12 protein-coding genes are annotated in these 16,834 nt (G+C 60.0%); 5 read left to right on the forward strand and 7 right to left on the reverse strand.

The genetic code is table 11. The annotated features are described in order from the left end of the window. Positions 1–2: 2 nt before the first annotated feature. The 4 genes from HF257_RS26285 to HF257_RS26300 all read right to left on the reverse strand — a co-directional run bounded on the left by HF257_RS26285 (position 3) and on the right by HF257_RS26300 (position 8,947). The gene (locus HF257_RS26285) at positions 3–1,169 is read right to left on the reverse strand and encodes a GGDEF domain-containing protein (RefSeq protein ID WP_185709095.1); all 1,167 of its coding nucleotides are present in this window, start codon (positions 1,167–1,169) and stop codon (positions 3–5) included. A 51-nt stretch (positions 1,170–1,220) separates the two neighbouring features. Beyond that, on the reverse strand, positions 1,221–3,458 hold the full coding sequence (gene glgB, locus HF257_RS26290; protein ID WP_185709094.1) for a 1,4-alpha-glucan branching protein GlgB: 2,238 nt from the start codon (positions 3,456–3,458) through the stop codon (positions 1,221–1,223). Then, entirely contained in the window at positions 3,455–6,802 is a 3,348-nt protein-coding gene (gene treS, locus HF257_RS26295) for a maltose alpha-D-glucosyltransferase (RefSeq protein ID WP_185709093.1), read from the reverse strand. Before treS ends, glgB begins: the two co-directional genes overlap by 4 nt. Positions 6,803–6,958: 156 nt before the next feature. Beyond that, complete coding sequence (locus HF257_RS26300; protein ID WP_185709092.1) at positions 6,959–8,947, reverse strand: alpha-1,4-glucan--maltose-1-phosphate maltosyltransferase; 1,989 nt, start codon at positions 8,945–8,947, stop codon at positions 6,959–6,961. Positions 8,948–9,151: 204 nt separating this feature from the next. Between HF257_RS26300 and HF257_RS26305 the strand changes: the two genes are divergently transcribed. Beyond that, a complete protein-coding gene (locus HF257_RS26305) occupies positions 9,152–9,328 on the forward strand; it encodes a hypothetical protein (protein WP_185709091.1) in 177 nt (58 codons plus the stop codon). Here the strand turns inward: HF257_RS26305 and HF257_RS26310 are convergent. Then, complete coding sequence (locus HF257_RS26310; RefSeq protein WP_185709090.1) at positions 9,306–9,797, reverse strand: MgtC/SapB family protein; 492 nt, start codon at positions 9,795–9,797, stop codon at positions 9,306–9,308. The genes HF257_RS26305 and HF257_RS26310 overlap by 23 nt on opposite strands. 121 nt (positions 9,798–9,918) lie before the next feature. Here HF257_RS26310 and HF257_RS26315 point away from each other — a divergent pair, with 121 nt between their 5' ends. The 4 genes from HF257_RS26315 (at position 9,919) to HF257_RS26330 (ending at position 13,846) form a co-directional block, all read left to right on the forward strand. Beyond that, positions 9,919–10,158: a DUF3203 family protein gene (locus HF257_RS26315; protein ID WP_185709089.1), complete on the forward strand. Its 240-nt coding sequence runs from the start codon at positions 9,919–9,921 to the stop codon at positions 10,156–10,158. A gap of 184 nt (positions 10,159–10,342) precedes the next feature. Further along, complete coding sequence (gene ccoG / locus HF257_RS26320; RefSeq protein WP_185709088.1) at positions 10,343–11,752, forward strand: cytochrome c oxidase accessory protein CcoG; 1,410 nt, start codon at positions 10,343–10,345, stop codon at positions 11,750–11,752. Between the two features lie 157 nt (positions 11,753–11,909). Continuing rightward, positions 11,910–13,319, forward strand: coding sequence for a GntR family transcriptional regulator MpaR (mapR, locus tag HF257_RS26325; RefSeq protein ID WP_185709087.1), 1,410 nt, complete (start codon positions 11,910–11,912; stop codon positions 13,317–13,319). Positions 13,320–13,381: 62 nt separating this feature from the next. Next, a complete protein-coding gene (locus HF257_RS26330) occupies positions 13,382–13,846 on the forward strand; it encodes a hypothetical protein (RefSeq protein ID WP_233081507.1) in 465 nt (154 codons plus the stop codon). Positions 13,847–13,858: 12 nt separating this feature from the next. On the opposite strand, the gene HF257_RS26335 is transcribed toward HF257_RS26330, so the two are convergent. Further along, a complete protein-coding gene (locus tag HF257_RS26335) occupies positions 13,859–14,605 on the reverse strand; it encodes an SDR family oxidoreductase (protein ID WP_185709086.1) in 747 nt (248 codons plus the stop codon). A 54-nt stretch (positions 14,606–14,659) separates the two neighbouring features. After that, on the reverse strand, positions 14,660–16,756 hold the full coding sequence (locus HF257_RS26340; RefSeq protein WP_185709085.1) for a putative bifunctional diguanylate cyclase/phosphodiesterase: 2,097 nt from the start codon (positions 16,754–16,756) through the stop codon (positions 14,660–14,662). Positions 16,757–16,834: the final 78 nt, after the last annotated feature.

The following is a 16,834-nucleotide window of genomic DNA, read 5'->3' on the forward strand; positions in this document are numbered from 1 at the left end:
ACCTACTCCGCCACCGCGACCTGGTTGCGCCCTAGCGCTTTGGCGCGGTACAGCGCCTTGTCGGCGGTGTTCATCAGGCCGTGCAGGTCTTGCTCCCATGCACACGTGGACGCCACGCCAAGGCTGGCAGTCAGGCCTTGCACCGGCTCGGAGGACAGGCCGGAAATCGCCTTGACCAGTTGCTCGGCGATATCCCGCGCGGTTTCCAGCGAAGTGTTAGGCAGTAATACCGCAAATTCCTCGCCACCCAGGCGCCCATATACGTCAGCCTGACGGAACGACGCACTGATCACCCCGCCGATCTGACGCAGTACCTGGTCGCCGGCCTGGTGGCCGTAGGTGTCGTTGATTTCCTTGAAGTGGTCCATGTCCATCATCAGCGCACACAGCGGCTGCTGGTTATGGCGGCACTGGGCGTACAACACCTGGGCATGTTCGAAAAACGCGCGGCGGTTCATCAGGCCGGTGAGTTCATCGGTCTGTGCAGCGCGGGTAGAAATAGTGTGGGCACGTTCCATTTGCCGGGTCAGGCGAAACGCTTTTTCCAGGGCATCGGACAGTTTGCGCGTGGCGCTGACCACGAACGTGGAAAACACCAGTACGGCGATGGCCACTCCCACTTGCATCGACGACGGCTGGAACAGCAGCCACAGCGTGCACGGCAGCAACACCAGGCCCATGGACCCCAGCGTCAGGTAGCGGTATGCCGAATAACAGGACACCGCACTCACTGACATGCCCACGGTAAACAGCATGACCAGCGCCTGGGACAACCGATCGTCGGTGGGCATCACCGCCAAGGCGCCGACCCCCCAGATTCCCGCCGACAGCATCAACGTCACCGCATAGCGGCGCTCCCAGCGGTCGGGCGTGCGCTCGCTGGGCGGGCAACGGAACCACTCCATGAACATCTTCAGCCGCAACAGCGAAGAGACCGCCAGCAACGCCAACCACACCAGGATGACCTGATGGTCAAAGCGATCCCAGCACAGCCAGCACAGCATGACGGCGCCTAGGTAGCTGCCGAAGATCGCGGCAAATGACTGTCGAAATAACTGGTGCAACCGGTCGGTTCGCACCTGCTCCTCAATAACGCAATCCTGGTCCTGCTCACGCCCAAGGCCATTCATGAAAACCGCCTGATTCGACTGCCACGACAAAGGTGCCATTGTGGCACCCTGCCAGTAGCGCGGACAACAGAATCCAGCACGGTAGAGCCCTTAAAGCGCTTCCGGCCGCAGAATCAATACGCCAAGCGGCGGGAGATTCAACGACAGCGACACCGGTTGCCCATGGCGCGGCTCATCTTGGGTGAACACTTCCCCCCCATTTCCGTAGTTGGAGCCAGCATATGTGTCGGCATCGCTGTTGATGACCTCGTTCCAGCGGCCTGCAAAGGGTACGCCCACCGAATAGGCCGCACGCGGGACCGGTGTGAAGTTGGCCACCACCAGCACCGGCTTGCCGTCCTTGCTCCAGCGCAGCCAGGCGTAGACGCTGTTGATCGCATCGTCGCCGATCAACCATTGAAAACCCTGTGGCGCGTCGTCCTGCTCGTGCAGGGCAGGTTCCTCGCGGTACAGGCGGTTCAAGTCGCCGACCAACTTCTGCACGCCTTTGTGTTCGGCGTATTGCAGCAGGTACCAGTCCAGTTGCTGGTCGTGGTTCCACTCGCGCCATTGGCCGAATTCGCAGCCCATGAACAGCAGTTTCTTACCGGGATGCATCCACATGAACGCCAGGTAGGCCCGCAGGTTGGCAAACTTCTGCCAGCGGTCGCCGGGCATCTTGTCGATCAGCGAGTGCTTGCCGTGCACCACTTCATCGTGGGAGATCGGCAGGATAAAGCGCTCGGACCACGCATACACCAGGCCGAAACTCAGCTCGTTATGGTGATGAGCGCGGTACACCGGGTCTTGCTGGATGTAATGCAGCGAATCGTGCATCCAGCCCATGTTCCATTTGTAGTTGAAGCCCAGGCCACCCTGCTGGGTCGGCTGGCTCACGCCAGGCCAGGCGGTGGATTCCTCGGCGATCACCAGGGCGCCTGGCGCCTCCTGGGCGACCACATCGTTCAAATGGCGCAAAAAGTCGATGGCTTCCAGGTTCTCACGGCCGCCATGGCGGTTGGGTACCCATTCCCCTGCCTTGCGCGAATAGTCGCGGTAGAGCATCGACGCCACGGCATCCACCCGCAGGCCGTCGACATGGAAGTGTTTCAGCCAGTGCAGTGCCGAAGCCAGCATAAAACCATGCACTTCGGTGCGGCCCAGGTTGTAGATCAGCGTGTCCCAGTCCTGGTGGAAGCCTTCCAGCGGGTTGGCGTATTCGTACAACGCCGTGCCATCAAACTGTGCCAGGCCGTGGGTATCGGTAGGAAAATGCGCCGGCACCCAGTCAAGGATCACGCCGATATCGGCCTGGTGCAGGGCGTTAATGAAGTAGGCGAAATCTTCCGGCGAGCCAAACCGCGCGGTAGGGGCGAACTGTGACAGCGCCTGGTAGCCCCAGGAGCCGCCGAACGGGTGTTCCATGATCGGCATCAGCTCGATGTGGGTAAAGCCCAATTGCTGCACGTAGGGAATCAAACGCTCGGCCAACTCCCGCCAGTTGTACTGGCGGGCCACCTCACCCGCCTCGTCCAACTCGGCCTGCCAGGAACCTACGTGCAGTTCATAGATGGACAGCGGCGCTGAAGTTTTTTGCTTCTCGGCGCGCGACTGCATCCATTCGTGGTCCTGCCAGTCCACCTGCAACGGCTCTGCGACTTTGGACGCTGTGTCGGGTGGCAGTTGAGTGGCCAGCGCCACGGGGTCGGCCTTGAGCGGCAGAATGCCGTTGGCACCGAGAATCTCGTACTTGTAGGCCGCGCCCGGTTGCAGGCGCGGGATAAAGATCTCCCATACGCCAGACGGATGTCGCAGGCGCATGGGATGACGACGACCGTCCCAAATATTGAAGTCACCGACCACCGACACTCGTCGCGCATTCGGCGCCCACACGGCAAAGCGTACGCCTTGCACACCGTCGACGCTGGTCACCTGAGCGCCCAGGCAACTGCTGAGGTCACGGTGATTGCCTTCGGCAAACAGGTACAGGTCCATTTCACCCAGCAATAACTGGCTAAAACTGTAGGGGTCTTCAGTAACCTGCTCACCACCGGCCCACTGAATCTTGAGCAAGTACGGCTGGCGATGGTTGAAGTGCCCCACAAACAAACCCGGCACCTGGGTCGCATCCAGGCTGCCGATCTGTTCTCCGTTATCGCGCGCCAACACCTGGACGCTCAAGGCCTCAGGCAAAAACGCGCGAATAAACTGGCCGCCGTGCTCATCCTCATGCGGCCCCAGGATCGAGAATGGGTCTTGGTGTTCGGCGCGTACCAGCGCCTCGACGTCCTTGGACGCCGGCAATGCAGTCAACTTCGGTTGCAGCGGTTCTTTATGTGTAAAGCTCATGACGTCTCCCCACCGCGTGCAGTTTTCGATATAGGTGCAATCCCGCTGAGCAACCCGTGCAACCCTTTCAGGGGCACCGGCAGCCACGTCGGGCGGTTTTCCGCTTCGTAAGCCACTTCATACGCGGCCTTTTCCAGGCTGAACAACGTCAGCGCTGCGTCCTGGCCGCGGGCTTCCTGCCAGTCATGCGCCAGTGTAGACGTAGCTGCCTGATAAGCCTGGATAAATGCCTGGCGTGCTTCTTTCAAATAACGATCGGTCACGCGTTTACGCGCCAAGTCCGCTTCGGGCGAGTGGTCCACTCCCTGCCCATTCAGCGCCATGGCTGCCGCGTAATCAAAGGAGCGCAGCACGCCGCTCACATCTTTATACGGGCTGTGCTTGCCGCGCCGTTCATGCAGCGGACGGGCCGGCTCGCCTTCAAAGTCGATCAGGTAGGCATCACCCTTCACCACCAGCACCTGGCCCAGGTGCAAATCCCCATGCACCCGAATACGCAGCCCGCCCGCCGTGGCTTTCGCCAGGGCCTGGACGTGACTGGCGATGGCTTTTTTCTGTGCCAGCAAATCACTGACCAGCGCCTGATCGGCAGGGTTCAACTGATGTTGATGAAGTTTGAGCAATTGCAGGGCGCGGTCGATCTGTGCGCCCACGTCCTTGGCCCAGGTTTGCGTGTCCTTGACGCTGGTGACTTCGGGCTTGAAGTCCTTATCGGTGGTTTTCGCGCCCAGTACCCCATGCATTTCGCCCAACCGCTGACCCAACAGGCCGGCGAAGTCTTTCAACTCGCCCAGGGCGTTGTAGTGCTGCTCTTGCTCAGACATGGCCCCGGCCAACTCATCACGAATCGCCCGTTCCAGGCTGTTTTGCGTCCAGGCCCAGGCATCGCCCTGATTGCTGAGGTAACCCTGGGCAATCATCAGCAGGTTGTCTTGCCCTGCCCCATCGCGGCGAATCACCGAACCCAGCAGCGGCGAGATATTGGGGTAGCCAGCAGCGGTCAGGTAGGCACTCATTTCCAGTTCCGGGTGTACGCCGGACGCGACTTTGCGGATCAGCTTGAGCACCAGGCTTTCCCCCACCACCACGGAGCTGTTGGACTGCTCTGCCGACAGGTAACGCACTTCGGACTCTCGGGTCAGCTGCAGTTTGGCCAAGTGCGGCGTGGCCTCAAAACGCAGGTCGCCCTCACTGGCGTTCAACACCGTGCCAGCCTGCAAGCCGTGGATCACCGCCCGAATAAAGTGTTCAAGGCTGAATGCGTCGGTGACCAAACCCACCTGGCGCGCGCGGCGCACCCGGGCCAGCGCCAACTGCTGAGGCAAGGCGCTGGTGAATTGGTCTTCGCCAAGGAAACCGAACGGCAACTGGTACCGGCTGACCTGGCCGCCGCTGGTCACGTCGATCTCACTGAGCAATACCGGGTGCTGCGGGTCGCCAAAACGCACACCGTAGGCGATATGCACGCTGTCGATGGCCGTGTCCTTACCCGCGAACCAACGTCGTTTTGGCAGCCAGGCCGGCAGTGAAGTCTGTTCTAGCGTGGCGCGGCACAGCGGCTCCAGCAGCTCTTCCATGCGCTGTTTCAACACCAGGGTGGTGAAGTCCGGCATGCTCTGCGCAGGCTCCACATGCCAACTGGGCATCTGGTTTTCCGCCGCCAACACGAACCAATAAAAGCCGTAGGGCGCGAGGGTCAGCAGGAAATTCAGTTGGCCGATCGGCGGGAATGCATTACCGCCGAGCATCTCCACCGGAACCATGCCGGCAAATGCCGAAAGGTCCAGCTCGGCGGCCTGGGCGCTGCGAGAGACATTGGCCACGCACAAGATGATTTCCGTACGCCCATCCTCACCGGTGAACTCCCGGGTATACGCGAGGATGCGGCGGTTGCTGGGCGAGAGCATCTTCAAGCTGCCCCGGCCAAACGCCTTCGACTGCTTGCGCACGGCCAACATGCGCCGGGTCCAGTTCAGCAGCGAATGCGGGTCCTGGGTCTGGGTCTCGACATTGACCGACTGGTAGCCATATTGCGGGTCCATGATCGGCGGCAGCACCAGGCTGGCTGGGTCGGCGCGGGAGAAACCGCCGTTACGGTCGATGGACCACTGCATCGGCGTGCGCACGCCGTCGCGGTCGCCAAGGTAGATGTTGTCGCCCATGCCGATTTCATCGCCGTAATACAGGGTCGGCGTGCCGGGCATCGACAGCAGCAGGCTGTTGAGCAATTCCACCCGCCGGCGATCGCGTTCCATCAGGGGTGCGAGACGGCGGCGAATCCCCAGGTTGATCCGCGCACGGCGGTCGGCGGCGTAGTAATTCCACAGGTAGTCGCGCTCTTTGTCGGTGACCATCTCCAACGTCAGTTCATCGTGATTGCGCAGGAAGATCGCCCATTGGCAATTGGCGGGAATCTCCGGGGTCTGTCGCAGAATGTCGGTGATGGGGAAGCGATCTTCCTGGGCCAGCGCCATGTACATGCGCGGCATCAGCGGAAAATGGAAGGCCATATGGCACTCGTCGCCGTCATCGCCTTTTTTGTCGCCGAAGTACAACTGAGTGTCCTCTGGCCATTGGTTGGCTTCGGCCAGCAGCATGCGGTCAGGATAATGCGCGTCGATCTCGGCGCGGATCTGCTTCAACACCTCGTGGGTTTCAGGCAGGTTTTCATTGTTGGTGCCATCGCGCTCGATCAAGTAAGGAATGGCATCCAGGCGCAGCCCGTCAATGCCCATGTCCAGCCAATAGCGCATCACCGACAGCACGGCTTTCATCACTTGCGGGTTGTCGAAATTCAGGTCCGGCTGGTGGGAATAGAAACGGTGCCAAAAGTACTGGCCGGCGACGGGGTCCCAGGTCCAGTTGGACTTCTCGGTGTCGAGAAAGATGATGCGGGTGCCGTCGTACTTTTGATCGTCATCGGACCACACGTAAAAGTCCCGCGCTGCCGAACCAGGCTTGGCCTTGCGCGCCCGCTGGAACCAAGGGTGCTGGTCGGAGGTGTGGTTGATCACCAGCTCCGTAATCACCCGCAACCCGCGTTTGTGAGCCTCGGCGATAAAGCGCTTGGCATCGGCCATCGTGCCGTAGTCGCTGTGCACGCCGCGGTATTCAGCGATGTCATAGCCGTCGTCGCGGCGTGGCGAGGGATAGAACGGCAGCAACCAGATGGTGTTCACACCTAAGTCAGCGATGTAATCAAGCTTGGCGATCAGGCCGGGAAAGTCGCCGATACCGTCGTTGTTGGAGTCGAAATAGGATTTGACGTGAACCTGGTAGATCACCGCGTCCTTGTACCAGAGCGGGTCTTTGATGAAGGTGGCTCGGGTGGGTTTCTTCGCCATTGGAAACTCCTGATAACACTAAAATACTGCAGGCAAAATGCGGTCAATTGTGGGAGCGGGCTTGCTCGCGAATGCGGTCTTCCAGTTGATCCACCTATGACTGATGCACCGCATTCGCGAGCAAGCCCGCTCCCACACTGTTGATCTCCATTGGGCTTAAGAAGTGGTAATGCGCCAAATACCAAACGGCGTATGTGGCTCCAGCCGCATCCACTGGGTCTTGCCATACCAGGTCCAGCGATGGCCATTCATCAGGTCTTCACCCTGGGTCTGGGCATCGTCCGGCAGGCCCAATTCCCACAATGGCAACTCAAAATTCGCTTCCTGAGCGTTGTAGGGGTCGAGGTTCACTGCAACAAGGATGAAGTTGCCGCCATCGTCACTGCGCTTGCCGAAGTACAGGATGTTGTCGTTCCAGGCGTTGTAGAGCTTCAAGCCCAGATGCGTCTGCAATGCCGGGTTTTGCCGGCGGATGCGGTTGAGCTGGGCGATTTCGGCAATGATGTTGCCCGGCGCAGTAAAGTCGCGAACGCGGATCTGGTACTTCTCCGAATCCAGGTATTCCTCTTTGCCGGGCACGGGCGCGGCTTCGCACAGCTCATAGCCTGAATACATGCCCCACAGCCCCGAGCCCATGGTGGCCAGCGCCGCGCGAATCAAGAAGCCCGGGCGTCCTGACTCGTGCAGGAAGCCTGGGTTGATATCTGGCGTATTAACGAAGAAGTTCGGGCGGAAGCACTCGCGCAACGGCGATTCATTCAGCTGGGTGAAATACTCACTCAGTTCGGCCTTGGTGTTGCGCCAAGTGAAATAGGTGTAGCTCTGGGAATAACCGACCTTGCCCAGCCGCGCCATCATGGCCGGGGTGGTAAAGGCTTCGGCGAGGAAGATCACTTCCGGGTGCTTGGCGCGCACATCACTGATCAGCCATTGCCAGAACGGCAGCGGCTTGGTGTGGGGATTGTCGACACGAAAAGTCTTCACGCCCTCTTCCACCCAACCGACCACAATGTCGCGCAACTCGGTCCACAGGCTAGGAATCGCGTCGGCCGCGTAGAAGTCGACGTTGACGATGTCCTGATACTTTTTCGGCGGGTTTTCCGCGTATTTGATCGTGCCGTCTGGGCGCCAGTTGAACCAACCGGGGTGTTGCTTGAGCCACGGGTGGTCCTGGGAGCATTGGATGGCGAAGTCGAGGGCGATCTCCAAGCCATGATCGGCGGCGGCCTTTACCAACCGGCGGAAATCATCGCGGCTGCCCAGTTGTGGGTGAATCGCTTCATGGCCGCCCTCCTCGCTGCCAATGGCATAGGGGCTGCCCGGATCATCCGGACCAGCAGTGAGGGAGTTATTCGGGCCTTTGCGGTGACTGCGACCGATTGGATGGATTGGCGGGAAGTACAGTACGTCGAAGCCCATGTCATGGATCATCGACAGGCGCGAGTGCACGTCATTAAATGTGCCGTGGCGTGCCGGATCGTCGGTGATCGAGCGCGGAAACAGCTCATACCAACTGGCAAACAGCGCTGCATTACGCTCCACATCAATCGGGTACACGGTACTGATGCTCAAGTAGGCGCGGTGATCGGCCTGGGTCATCAGGTGTGCACTGTGTTCGTGCAGGAACAACGCTACTTGCTCGGTTTCCAGCAGGCCGGAGAGTTCGTGGTGCAACAGCATCAGGCGGTCGCGCAGTTCATTGTCACTGCGCTCGGCGGCCTGTAGCACCAGGCTGCGGCCTTCCTGCAATTCGAGGCTCACCGGCACGCCGGCTTCGTGTTTCTTGCGCAGTTCGTAGCAGAAACTGGCGAACGTATCGATCCAGGCTTCTATGCAATATTCATGAGGGCCAATGGCCTCCACGGTAAACGCACCCTCCCAGCCGTTGTTGCCCACATCGCTCATTACCACGCTGTGCCAGCTTTCGTCGGCCAACGGACGCCAGCGGATCAGCACGGCGAGCTTATCGTGACCGTCGGCGAACACTTTGCTGGTAACAGAAATACGCTGGCCAACCACGGCCTTTACGGCGAATTCACCGCCGTCGATCACAGGCGTGGTGCTTTCGATGGCGATCCTGGGCAGCAACAACGCCTGGGACAGCGGTAACAAGGATTGATCTGGAGTCAGTGTTTCAGCAGTCATCGAGCATCTTCCCCTTACGCCCTGTGGACGCTCTTTGCTTGATCCGAATTCTGATACGGCGGCGCTCTCCCTGAGCAGGGCCGTAATAGGTCCGAGCCCAGGCCTCGGTTAAAAGTTCAGGTGGATGTGCCGCCATTGAGCGGGGAATCAATTCGCGCCGGCGGCTGTCCACCGATAGAGCAAAGCACAAAGGAGGCCACACCGATGAATATCCCGATCCCGGCTGAAACCCCGGACCCAAATATCGACAATCCGACGTTGCCGCCCAGCGAACCGGAGCCGATTCCAGAGAAAGAACCACCGGAAAACCTGCCGCCACCGGTTGAGGAACCACCGACGACCATGCCTCCGGTGATCGTCAGTCCTTCTCAAAACGCCTGACGATTTTCGGCATGACACTGAACACCGCCAACGCCAGCAAGGTACTCAGCACCGCTGTCGATTCCCGGCCCAACCCGGCCGACACCCCAATCGCAGCGGTCATCCAAAGCCCGGCGGCGGTGGTCAGGCCTTTGACATGACCTTCCTCATCATCCTTGCCCTTGATGATGGTGCCGGCCCCCAGAAAGCCGATCCCGGCGATCACCCCTTGCACTACCCGACTCATGGCATCAGCCTGGTTGCCGGACATCTGCGGCACCATCACGAACAACGCAGCACCCAGCGCCACCAGCATATGGGTGCGCACACCTGCCGCCTTGCCCTTGCTCTCGCGCTCAAAGCCCAGAATGCCGCCCAGCACGGCGGCGATCAGCAAGCGCACGGTGATCTGCGTCAGTTGCTTCGCGTCACCGATATCGGCGAATTCAGCCTGCAGGGTTTGCCACACTTCATGCCACCAAGCGTCCATGGGAGCCGTCCTTTGTCATTGTTGGTAAACGATGGACAGCGCCGACCGTCAGTCAGTTGCCTGGAACACTTGATGCGCAAGGTGAACCTAACCTTTACCAGCCCATAAAAAGGAGAGCGTCATGCCGGTACGCATTGAAAATCAGACCTGCTACTTCAAGGTCAACGAAGACGGCCAGGAACACAGCCTGCAGGCGGCCGACGTCACCGTCAGCACCGACATTCCCAAGGCCATGTCCTATGTGCAACTGGACGCAGATCGGGTCTACATCACTGAACAGGAAGCCGATGCCTTGACCGTGGCCGGCGCCATCGATGGACGTCAGCACAAGAAGGTCACCGAGCCTGGTTCGGCGATTTGATTGATCTGTATCAGCACTGCAAAAATCTAGCTGCATCCCTTTCAAAACGGGGTGCAGCACATTGTCGCAGTGGTGAGCGCACGCCCCATCTGATCCGCTTTTTATCGCCATAGCTGAGTCTGTTATGCAAACAGAGCCACGCGCATAGTTCATCGGCCTGATGGAGGCTGATGAGCGAACGACCATGAGCGAACGAATCCCAACCGTGGAAACCTTTGTGCCCATTCACCCAAAGAAGGTGAAGGCCAAATCCAGCGACAACTTGATCCATACCCGCAGCTTCACCGGCCTGTTCCGCACCTTGCGCGTAGCAGGGGCTGGTTTTCTGTTCTTGGCTTTTTTCGGCACCGTGTGGCTGAACTGGGGAGGACGCCAAGCCGTGCTGTGGGACCTGGCTGAAAGCAAATTCCATATTTTTGGCGCAACCTTCTGGCCTCAGGACTTCATCCTGTTGTCGGCGTTGCTGATCATCTGCGCCTTCGGGCTGTTCGCGATCACCGTATTCGCCGGCCGCGTGTGGTGCGGCTACACCTGCCCGCAAAGCTCGTTTACCTGGCTGTTCATGTGGTGCGAGAAGGTCACCGAGGGCGAGCGCAACCAGCGCATCAAACTGCATAACGCACCATGGAGCCTGAACAAACTGGCGCGGCGTTCGGCCAAGCACACCTTGTGGCTGGGCATCAGCGTGCTGACCGGGTTGACCTTTGTCGGCTACTTCACGCCCATCCGCCCGCTAGTCGCTGAACTGCTGACCTGGCAAATAGGCGGCGTCAGCCTGTTCTGGGTGCTGTTTTTCACCGCCGCCACCTACATCAACGCTGGCTGGCTGCGCGAGGCAGTGTGCATGCACATGTGCCCGTACGCGCGCTTCCAAAGCGTGATGTTCGACAAGGACACCCTGACTATTTCCTACGATGCAGCTCGCGGCGAAAACCGTGGCCCGCGCAAACGTGAGGTCAAACCCGCCGCCGTCGGCCTGGGTGATTGCATCGATTGTCAGCTGTGCGTGCAGGTGTGCCCCACCGGCATCGACATCCGCGACGGCCTGCAAATGGAATGCATCGGCTGTGCGGCGTGCATCGACGCCTGTGATTCGATCATGGACAAGATGGGGTATGCCCGTGGGCTGGTGAGCTATACCAGCGAGCATCAACTGCAAGGTGGTAAAACCAACCTGCTACGGCCACGCCTGATCGGCTACAGTGCCGTGCTGCTGGTGATGATTGCCGCCTTGGTAGTGGCGCTGGTGGAACGGCCGATGGTGTCGCTGGACGTGACCAAGGACCGGGGCATGTTCCGCGAGAATGCCCAAGGGCAGATCGAGAACATCTACAGCCTCAAGGTGATCAACAAGACCCAGCAGCGCCAGGATTACCGCCTGGAACTGGTGGATGCGGATGACTTCCAGCTGCACGGCAAGACCGAGATCAGCCTGGCGCCGGGAGAAATCAGCGATGTGCCGGTGTCGGTGGCGTTGCTGGCGGATAAGCCGGCGAGCAGTTCGCAGACCTTGCGCTTCAAGGTAACGGACGTGGATGAACCGTGGGTCTATAGCGCGGCCGATAGCCGCTTCGTCGCCCCGTTGAACCGCTGAAACCAGTGTGAATAGATGAAGATCCAAATGTGTGTGGGCTTGCTCGCGAAGGCGGTGTATCAGTCACTTGATTGATTAACTGAAGCACCGCATTCGCGAGCAAGCCCGCTCCCACAATTGGCTCCGTGCACATTCTAAAAATTTGTTTAAGGCTGCCATGAAACGCTACGAAAAATTCGCCGACGACATTGCAGAATTGATCCGCTCCGGCGTACTCGGCCCCGGCCAGCGCGTGCCGTCGGTCCGATACGCCAGCCAGACCTACGGCGTCAGCCCGTCCACCGTGTTCCAAGCCTATTACCTGCTGGAGCGCCGCGGCCTGATCCGTGCGCGGCCCCGCTCTGGCTACTTCGTCAATACCCACGCACCCAGTCCGTTTTCCGAGCCGGTGGTCAGCGAACAGGTGCATGAATCCACCGAAGTCGATGTGAGCGAGTTGGTGTTTTCGGTACTCGACTCGATCAAGGACCCGAACACCGTACCGTTTGGCTCGGCATTCCCAAGCCCCATGCTGTTCCCGTTGCCGCGCCTGGCCCGCTCCTTGGCCAGCGCCGGCCGTGAAATGGACCCGCGCATGGTGGTCACCGACATGTCACCGGGCAACCCGCAACTGCGCCGCCAGATTGCGCTGCGCTACATGGTCGGCGGTCTGATGCTGCCTATGGAAGAGCTGCTGATCACCAACGGCGCCCTCGAAGCCCTGAACCTGTGCCTGCAAGCCGTCACTGAACCGGGCGATCTGGTGGCCATCGAAGCGCCGGCGTTTTACGCCTGCCTGCAAGTGCTGGAACGCCTGAAACTCAAGGCCGTGGAAATTCCCGTGCACCCGCGCGATGGCATCGACTTGGGCGCCTTGGCGCAAACCTTGGAGCGCTACCCGATCAAGGCCTGTTGGACCATGACCAGCTTCCAGAACCCCATGGGCGCTACCCTGCCGGAAGCCAAGAAACAAGCGTTGGTGGAACTGCTGCGCAGCCACCAAGTGCCCTTGATCGAAGACGATGTATACGCCGAGCTATATTACGGTCAACAAGCGCCCAAACCCGCCAAGGCGTTCGACACCGAAGGGTTAGTGATGCATTGCGGCTCGTTTGCCAAGAGCCTGGCGCCGGGTTACCGCGTCGGTTGGGTGGCCGCTGGGCGTTTTGCGCAGAAAGTCGAGCGCTTGAAGCTGATGACCTCACTGTGCCCGTCGATGCCGGCCCAGGCGGCGATTGCCGACTACTTGCAACACGGCGGTTATGACCGACACCTGCGTAAATTGCGCTATGCCCTGGAAGAACAGCAAAGCGCGATGCTGGCGGCAATTGCCCGTTACTTCCCGGCACAGACCCGGGTCAGCCAGCCGGCAGGCGGGTATTTCCTGTGGCTGGAACTGCCGGAGCAGACCGACTCGTTGAAGTTGTTCCAGATGGCGCTGGCCCAAGGCATCAGCATTGCGCCGGGGCCGATCTTCTCGGCGACCCAACGGTTCAGGAACTGTATTCGCCTGAACTACGGCAGCCCGTGGACTGAAGCGTCAGAGAAAGCGATGGAGACGTTGGGGCGGATTGTGCGGTCGTTTTAAATCGGAACCACAGCGAAGCTCAAACCACACAGACAAGCACACCCTTGACCTCCAGGTAACCCATGACCTTGCTCAGCTCGATTGGCCTTAAAAAACTGCCCATGCCCCCCAACTACATGCAGGCATCGGAACAGAATCAAGTACGACAGATGACAGGGCCTGTAGGCCGGCCGGCCGGTGACCATCGCTCAGCAGATCGAATCTTCGAACAAAGCCCTGTACTCAAACAGTTCCTGGACAGCCGCGATCATTACGACGTTGGAGACGAGCTCAAGATGCAGGTCGGAGACTGGAGCACGGCAAACGCTGACCCGGACGCCAGGGCCAATGCAGCCTACGACCTGGACAAGGTGCTACGGTTTATCGACAACCTCGACGACCGCCCCTTGAACGGCAGCCATAGCCGCAACGGCAAAATCGACGGTTTCTTCAACGACGGCTACAACATCCTCACCCACTCGGAAGCCAGCGTACTCAAGGCGTTTTCCCAAAAGGGTTATGAGGTGCTGCGCCATCTGCCGACCTGATGGCGAGTAGCTTCAGCGACCGCCACCCAAGTCCAAAAATGTTCCCGTGGCATACGACGCCTTATCCGATAACAACCAGATAATCGCTTCCGCCACCTCATCCGGGCGCCCGCCCCGTGCCATGGGGATACCTGATTCAAGCTTGCTGACCCGATCCGGGTCGCCGCTCAGTGCATGGAAATCGGTAAAGATGTAGCCAGGGCGTACCGCATTGACCCGAATACCTTCGCCCGCGACTTCTTTGGAGAGGCCCAGGGTGAAAGTATCAAGCGCACCTTTGGACGCGGCATAGTCGACGTACTCACCTGGAGAGCCAAGGCGCGCCGCCACCGAGGAGACGTTGACGATGCTGCCGCCCTGCCCGCCATGCTTGGGCGACATGCGCAACACCGCATGCTTGGCGCACAGGATCGGGCCCAGCACGTTGGTCTTCATGATTTTCAGGATGCGGAACTCGGACATCTCGTCCACTCGCGACTTGTGCCCCACGGTACCGGCATTGTTGACCAGCGCCGTGACGCGGCCCAACTCGGCATCGACGCGGCTGAACAGCGCGATCACCTCATCTTCGATACTCACGTCCGCACGCACGGCAATGGCCTGGGCACCCAACGCGCGAACCTGTTCAAGTACGCGGTGGGCAGCCTCCTCGTCAGACTGGTAATTGATGCAGATGCGATAGCCTTGGCGGGCGGCCAGCAATGCCGTCTCGGCGCCAATCCCACGACTGCCACCGGTGATGATGACGACTTTGTCCATGCGTGCGGTCTCCTGGTTCAACCTGATGTTTATGGCTGGATCCAAGAATACCCGTCACGCACGGCTTTTGTCAGGCGCGACTGCATCTTCGGCGCGCTGGATATCCGCCATGAAGCCATCGGCCGGCAGCGGATGGCCCAGCAAATAACCTTGTAGGGAATTACAGCCCAGGCGCGTGAGGAAATTTTGCTGCACGTCGGTTTCTACGCCTTCGGCGACAATGCGCAGACCCAGGGCCTGGCCGAGTGCGACGATGGCCGAGACAATCGCGGCATCATCGCTGTCGTGCTCCAGGTCGCGCACGAAACCACGGTCGATCTTCAACTCGTTGGCGGGCAGGCGCTTGAGGTACATCAGGCTGGAATAACCCGTACCGAAGTCATCGATGGACAGGTCAACGCCCATGTCCGAAAGCTGTTGCAACACCGTCATGCTGGCGTCGGCATCTCTCATGGCGGTGGTTTCGGTGATTTCCAGGGTAAGGTTATTGGCTGGCAACTGGTGGCGTTCCAGTGCCGTGGCCACGCTCTTGACCAATCCGGCATGGCAGAACTGCAACGCCGAAAGGTTCACGGCAATACGCCAATCCTCATAGCCCTGCGCATACCAGAGCGCCATCTGCCGACAGGCTTCATCGAGCACCCACTCGCCGATAGGGATGATCAGGCCGGTCTTTTCCGCCAACTCAATAAACGTGGCCGGCAGCAACAGGCCCTGCTGCGGATGCTCCCAGCGCAACAACGCCTCGGCCCCTACCGGAATGCCACTGACGGCGTCGAACTTGGGCTGGTAGTACAGGCGAAATTGTTGGTGCTCGACGGCGTTGCGCAGGTCTTGCAACAACTGCAGTTGTTTTCGCGCATTGGTGTTCATTGACACATCAAAGAAGCTGTAGCCGTTCTTGCCCATGCCCTTGGCGTGGTACATCGCGGCGTCGGCGTTCATCAGCAGTTCCTGCGGGTTGCCGCCGTTACCCGGGAACATTGCGATACCGACGCTGGCGGAGATTTTCAGCTCATGCTCGGCAACCTTGAACGCCCGGTTGATCAGCCCCACCTGCCGCTCGGCCAGGCGCAGGGCATCGTCGGGTTGGCTCAATTGCACCAGCAACACAAACTCATCGCCGCCGATACGCGCCAGCGTATCCTGGCTACGCAAGTCTTCACGCAGGCGCAGCCCCACTTCGCGCAACAGTTGGTCACCCATGTGATGGCCAAACGCATCGTTGACCGGCTTGAAGCCGTCCAGGTCGATAAACATCAGCGCGAAACAACCGCCCTGCTCTTTGACGGCCTGCATGGATTGCTGAATGCGGTCGGCGAGCAACGTGCGATTGGGCAGGCCGGTGAGCGTGTCATGCAGGGCCAAGTGGGTCAGTTCCTGGTTGGCCAGGCTCAGCGAATCGGCGAGCACGGCGGTGCGGGCTTCCAGGCGTGCGTCGAGCAGCGAAGTCAACAACGCGATTGCGAGCACGGCCAGGGTGGTGACCAATACCAGATTGTCCAAGCCCTTGCCGCTCAACCCGGTGAGTGCCGCGCCGCAGAAACTTTCATCGGCAAACTGTGCGGCTGCCATGCCGGTGTAGTGCATGCCGACAATGGCAAAGCCCATCACCACCGCGGCTCCGCCACGCGCCAGACGCACGTAGGGCGTGTTGCGCCGCAGGTTGTACGCGATCCATAACGCGGCGCCAGAAGCCCCGACGGCGATCAACAACGAGGCGCCAAACAGCGTGGGGTCGTAGTCGATACCCGGCGTCATGCGCATGGCCGCCATGCCGGTGTAATGCATGCTGCTGATGCCCGCGCCCATGATCAGCGCGCCAAACGCCAGTTGCCAGGCAGGCAAACGGGGCTGGCTGACGAGCCATAACGCAAAGCCGCAGGACAACACTGCGATCAACAACGACAGTGCGGTGATACCGAAGTCAAAACCCAGGGCAAAGGGCAGGCGCAACGCCAACATGCCGATGAAATGCATCGACCAGACGCCAATGCCCATCGCGATGGCCCCACCGGCAATCCACAAATACACAGCGCGACCCTTGGCGGTTGCAATGCGCCCGGAGAGGTCCAGCGCCGTATAGGAAGCAAGGATCGCGACAAACAGGGAGATCACGACCAAGGAGGGAGAATAGCTACCGATGAGCATGGGACTTCTCGAGACTGACGGGCCTGAAAAGCCCGTGCCAGGTGGCAAAGCGAGCGATTGTAGCGAGAATAATTCTTG

The sequence above is a fragment of the Pseudomonas cremoris genome, from assembly GCF_014230465.1.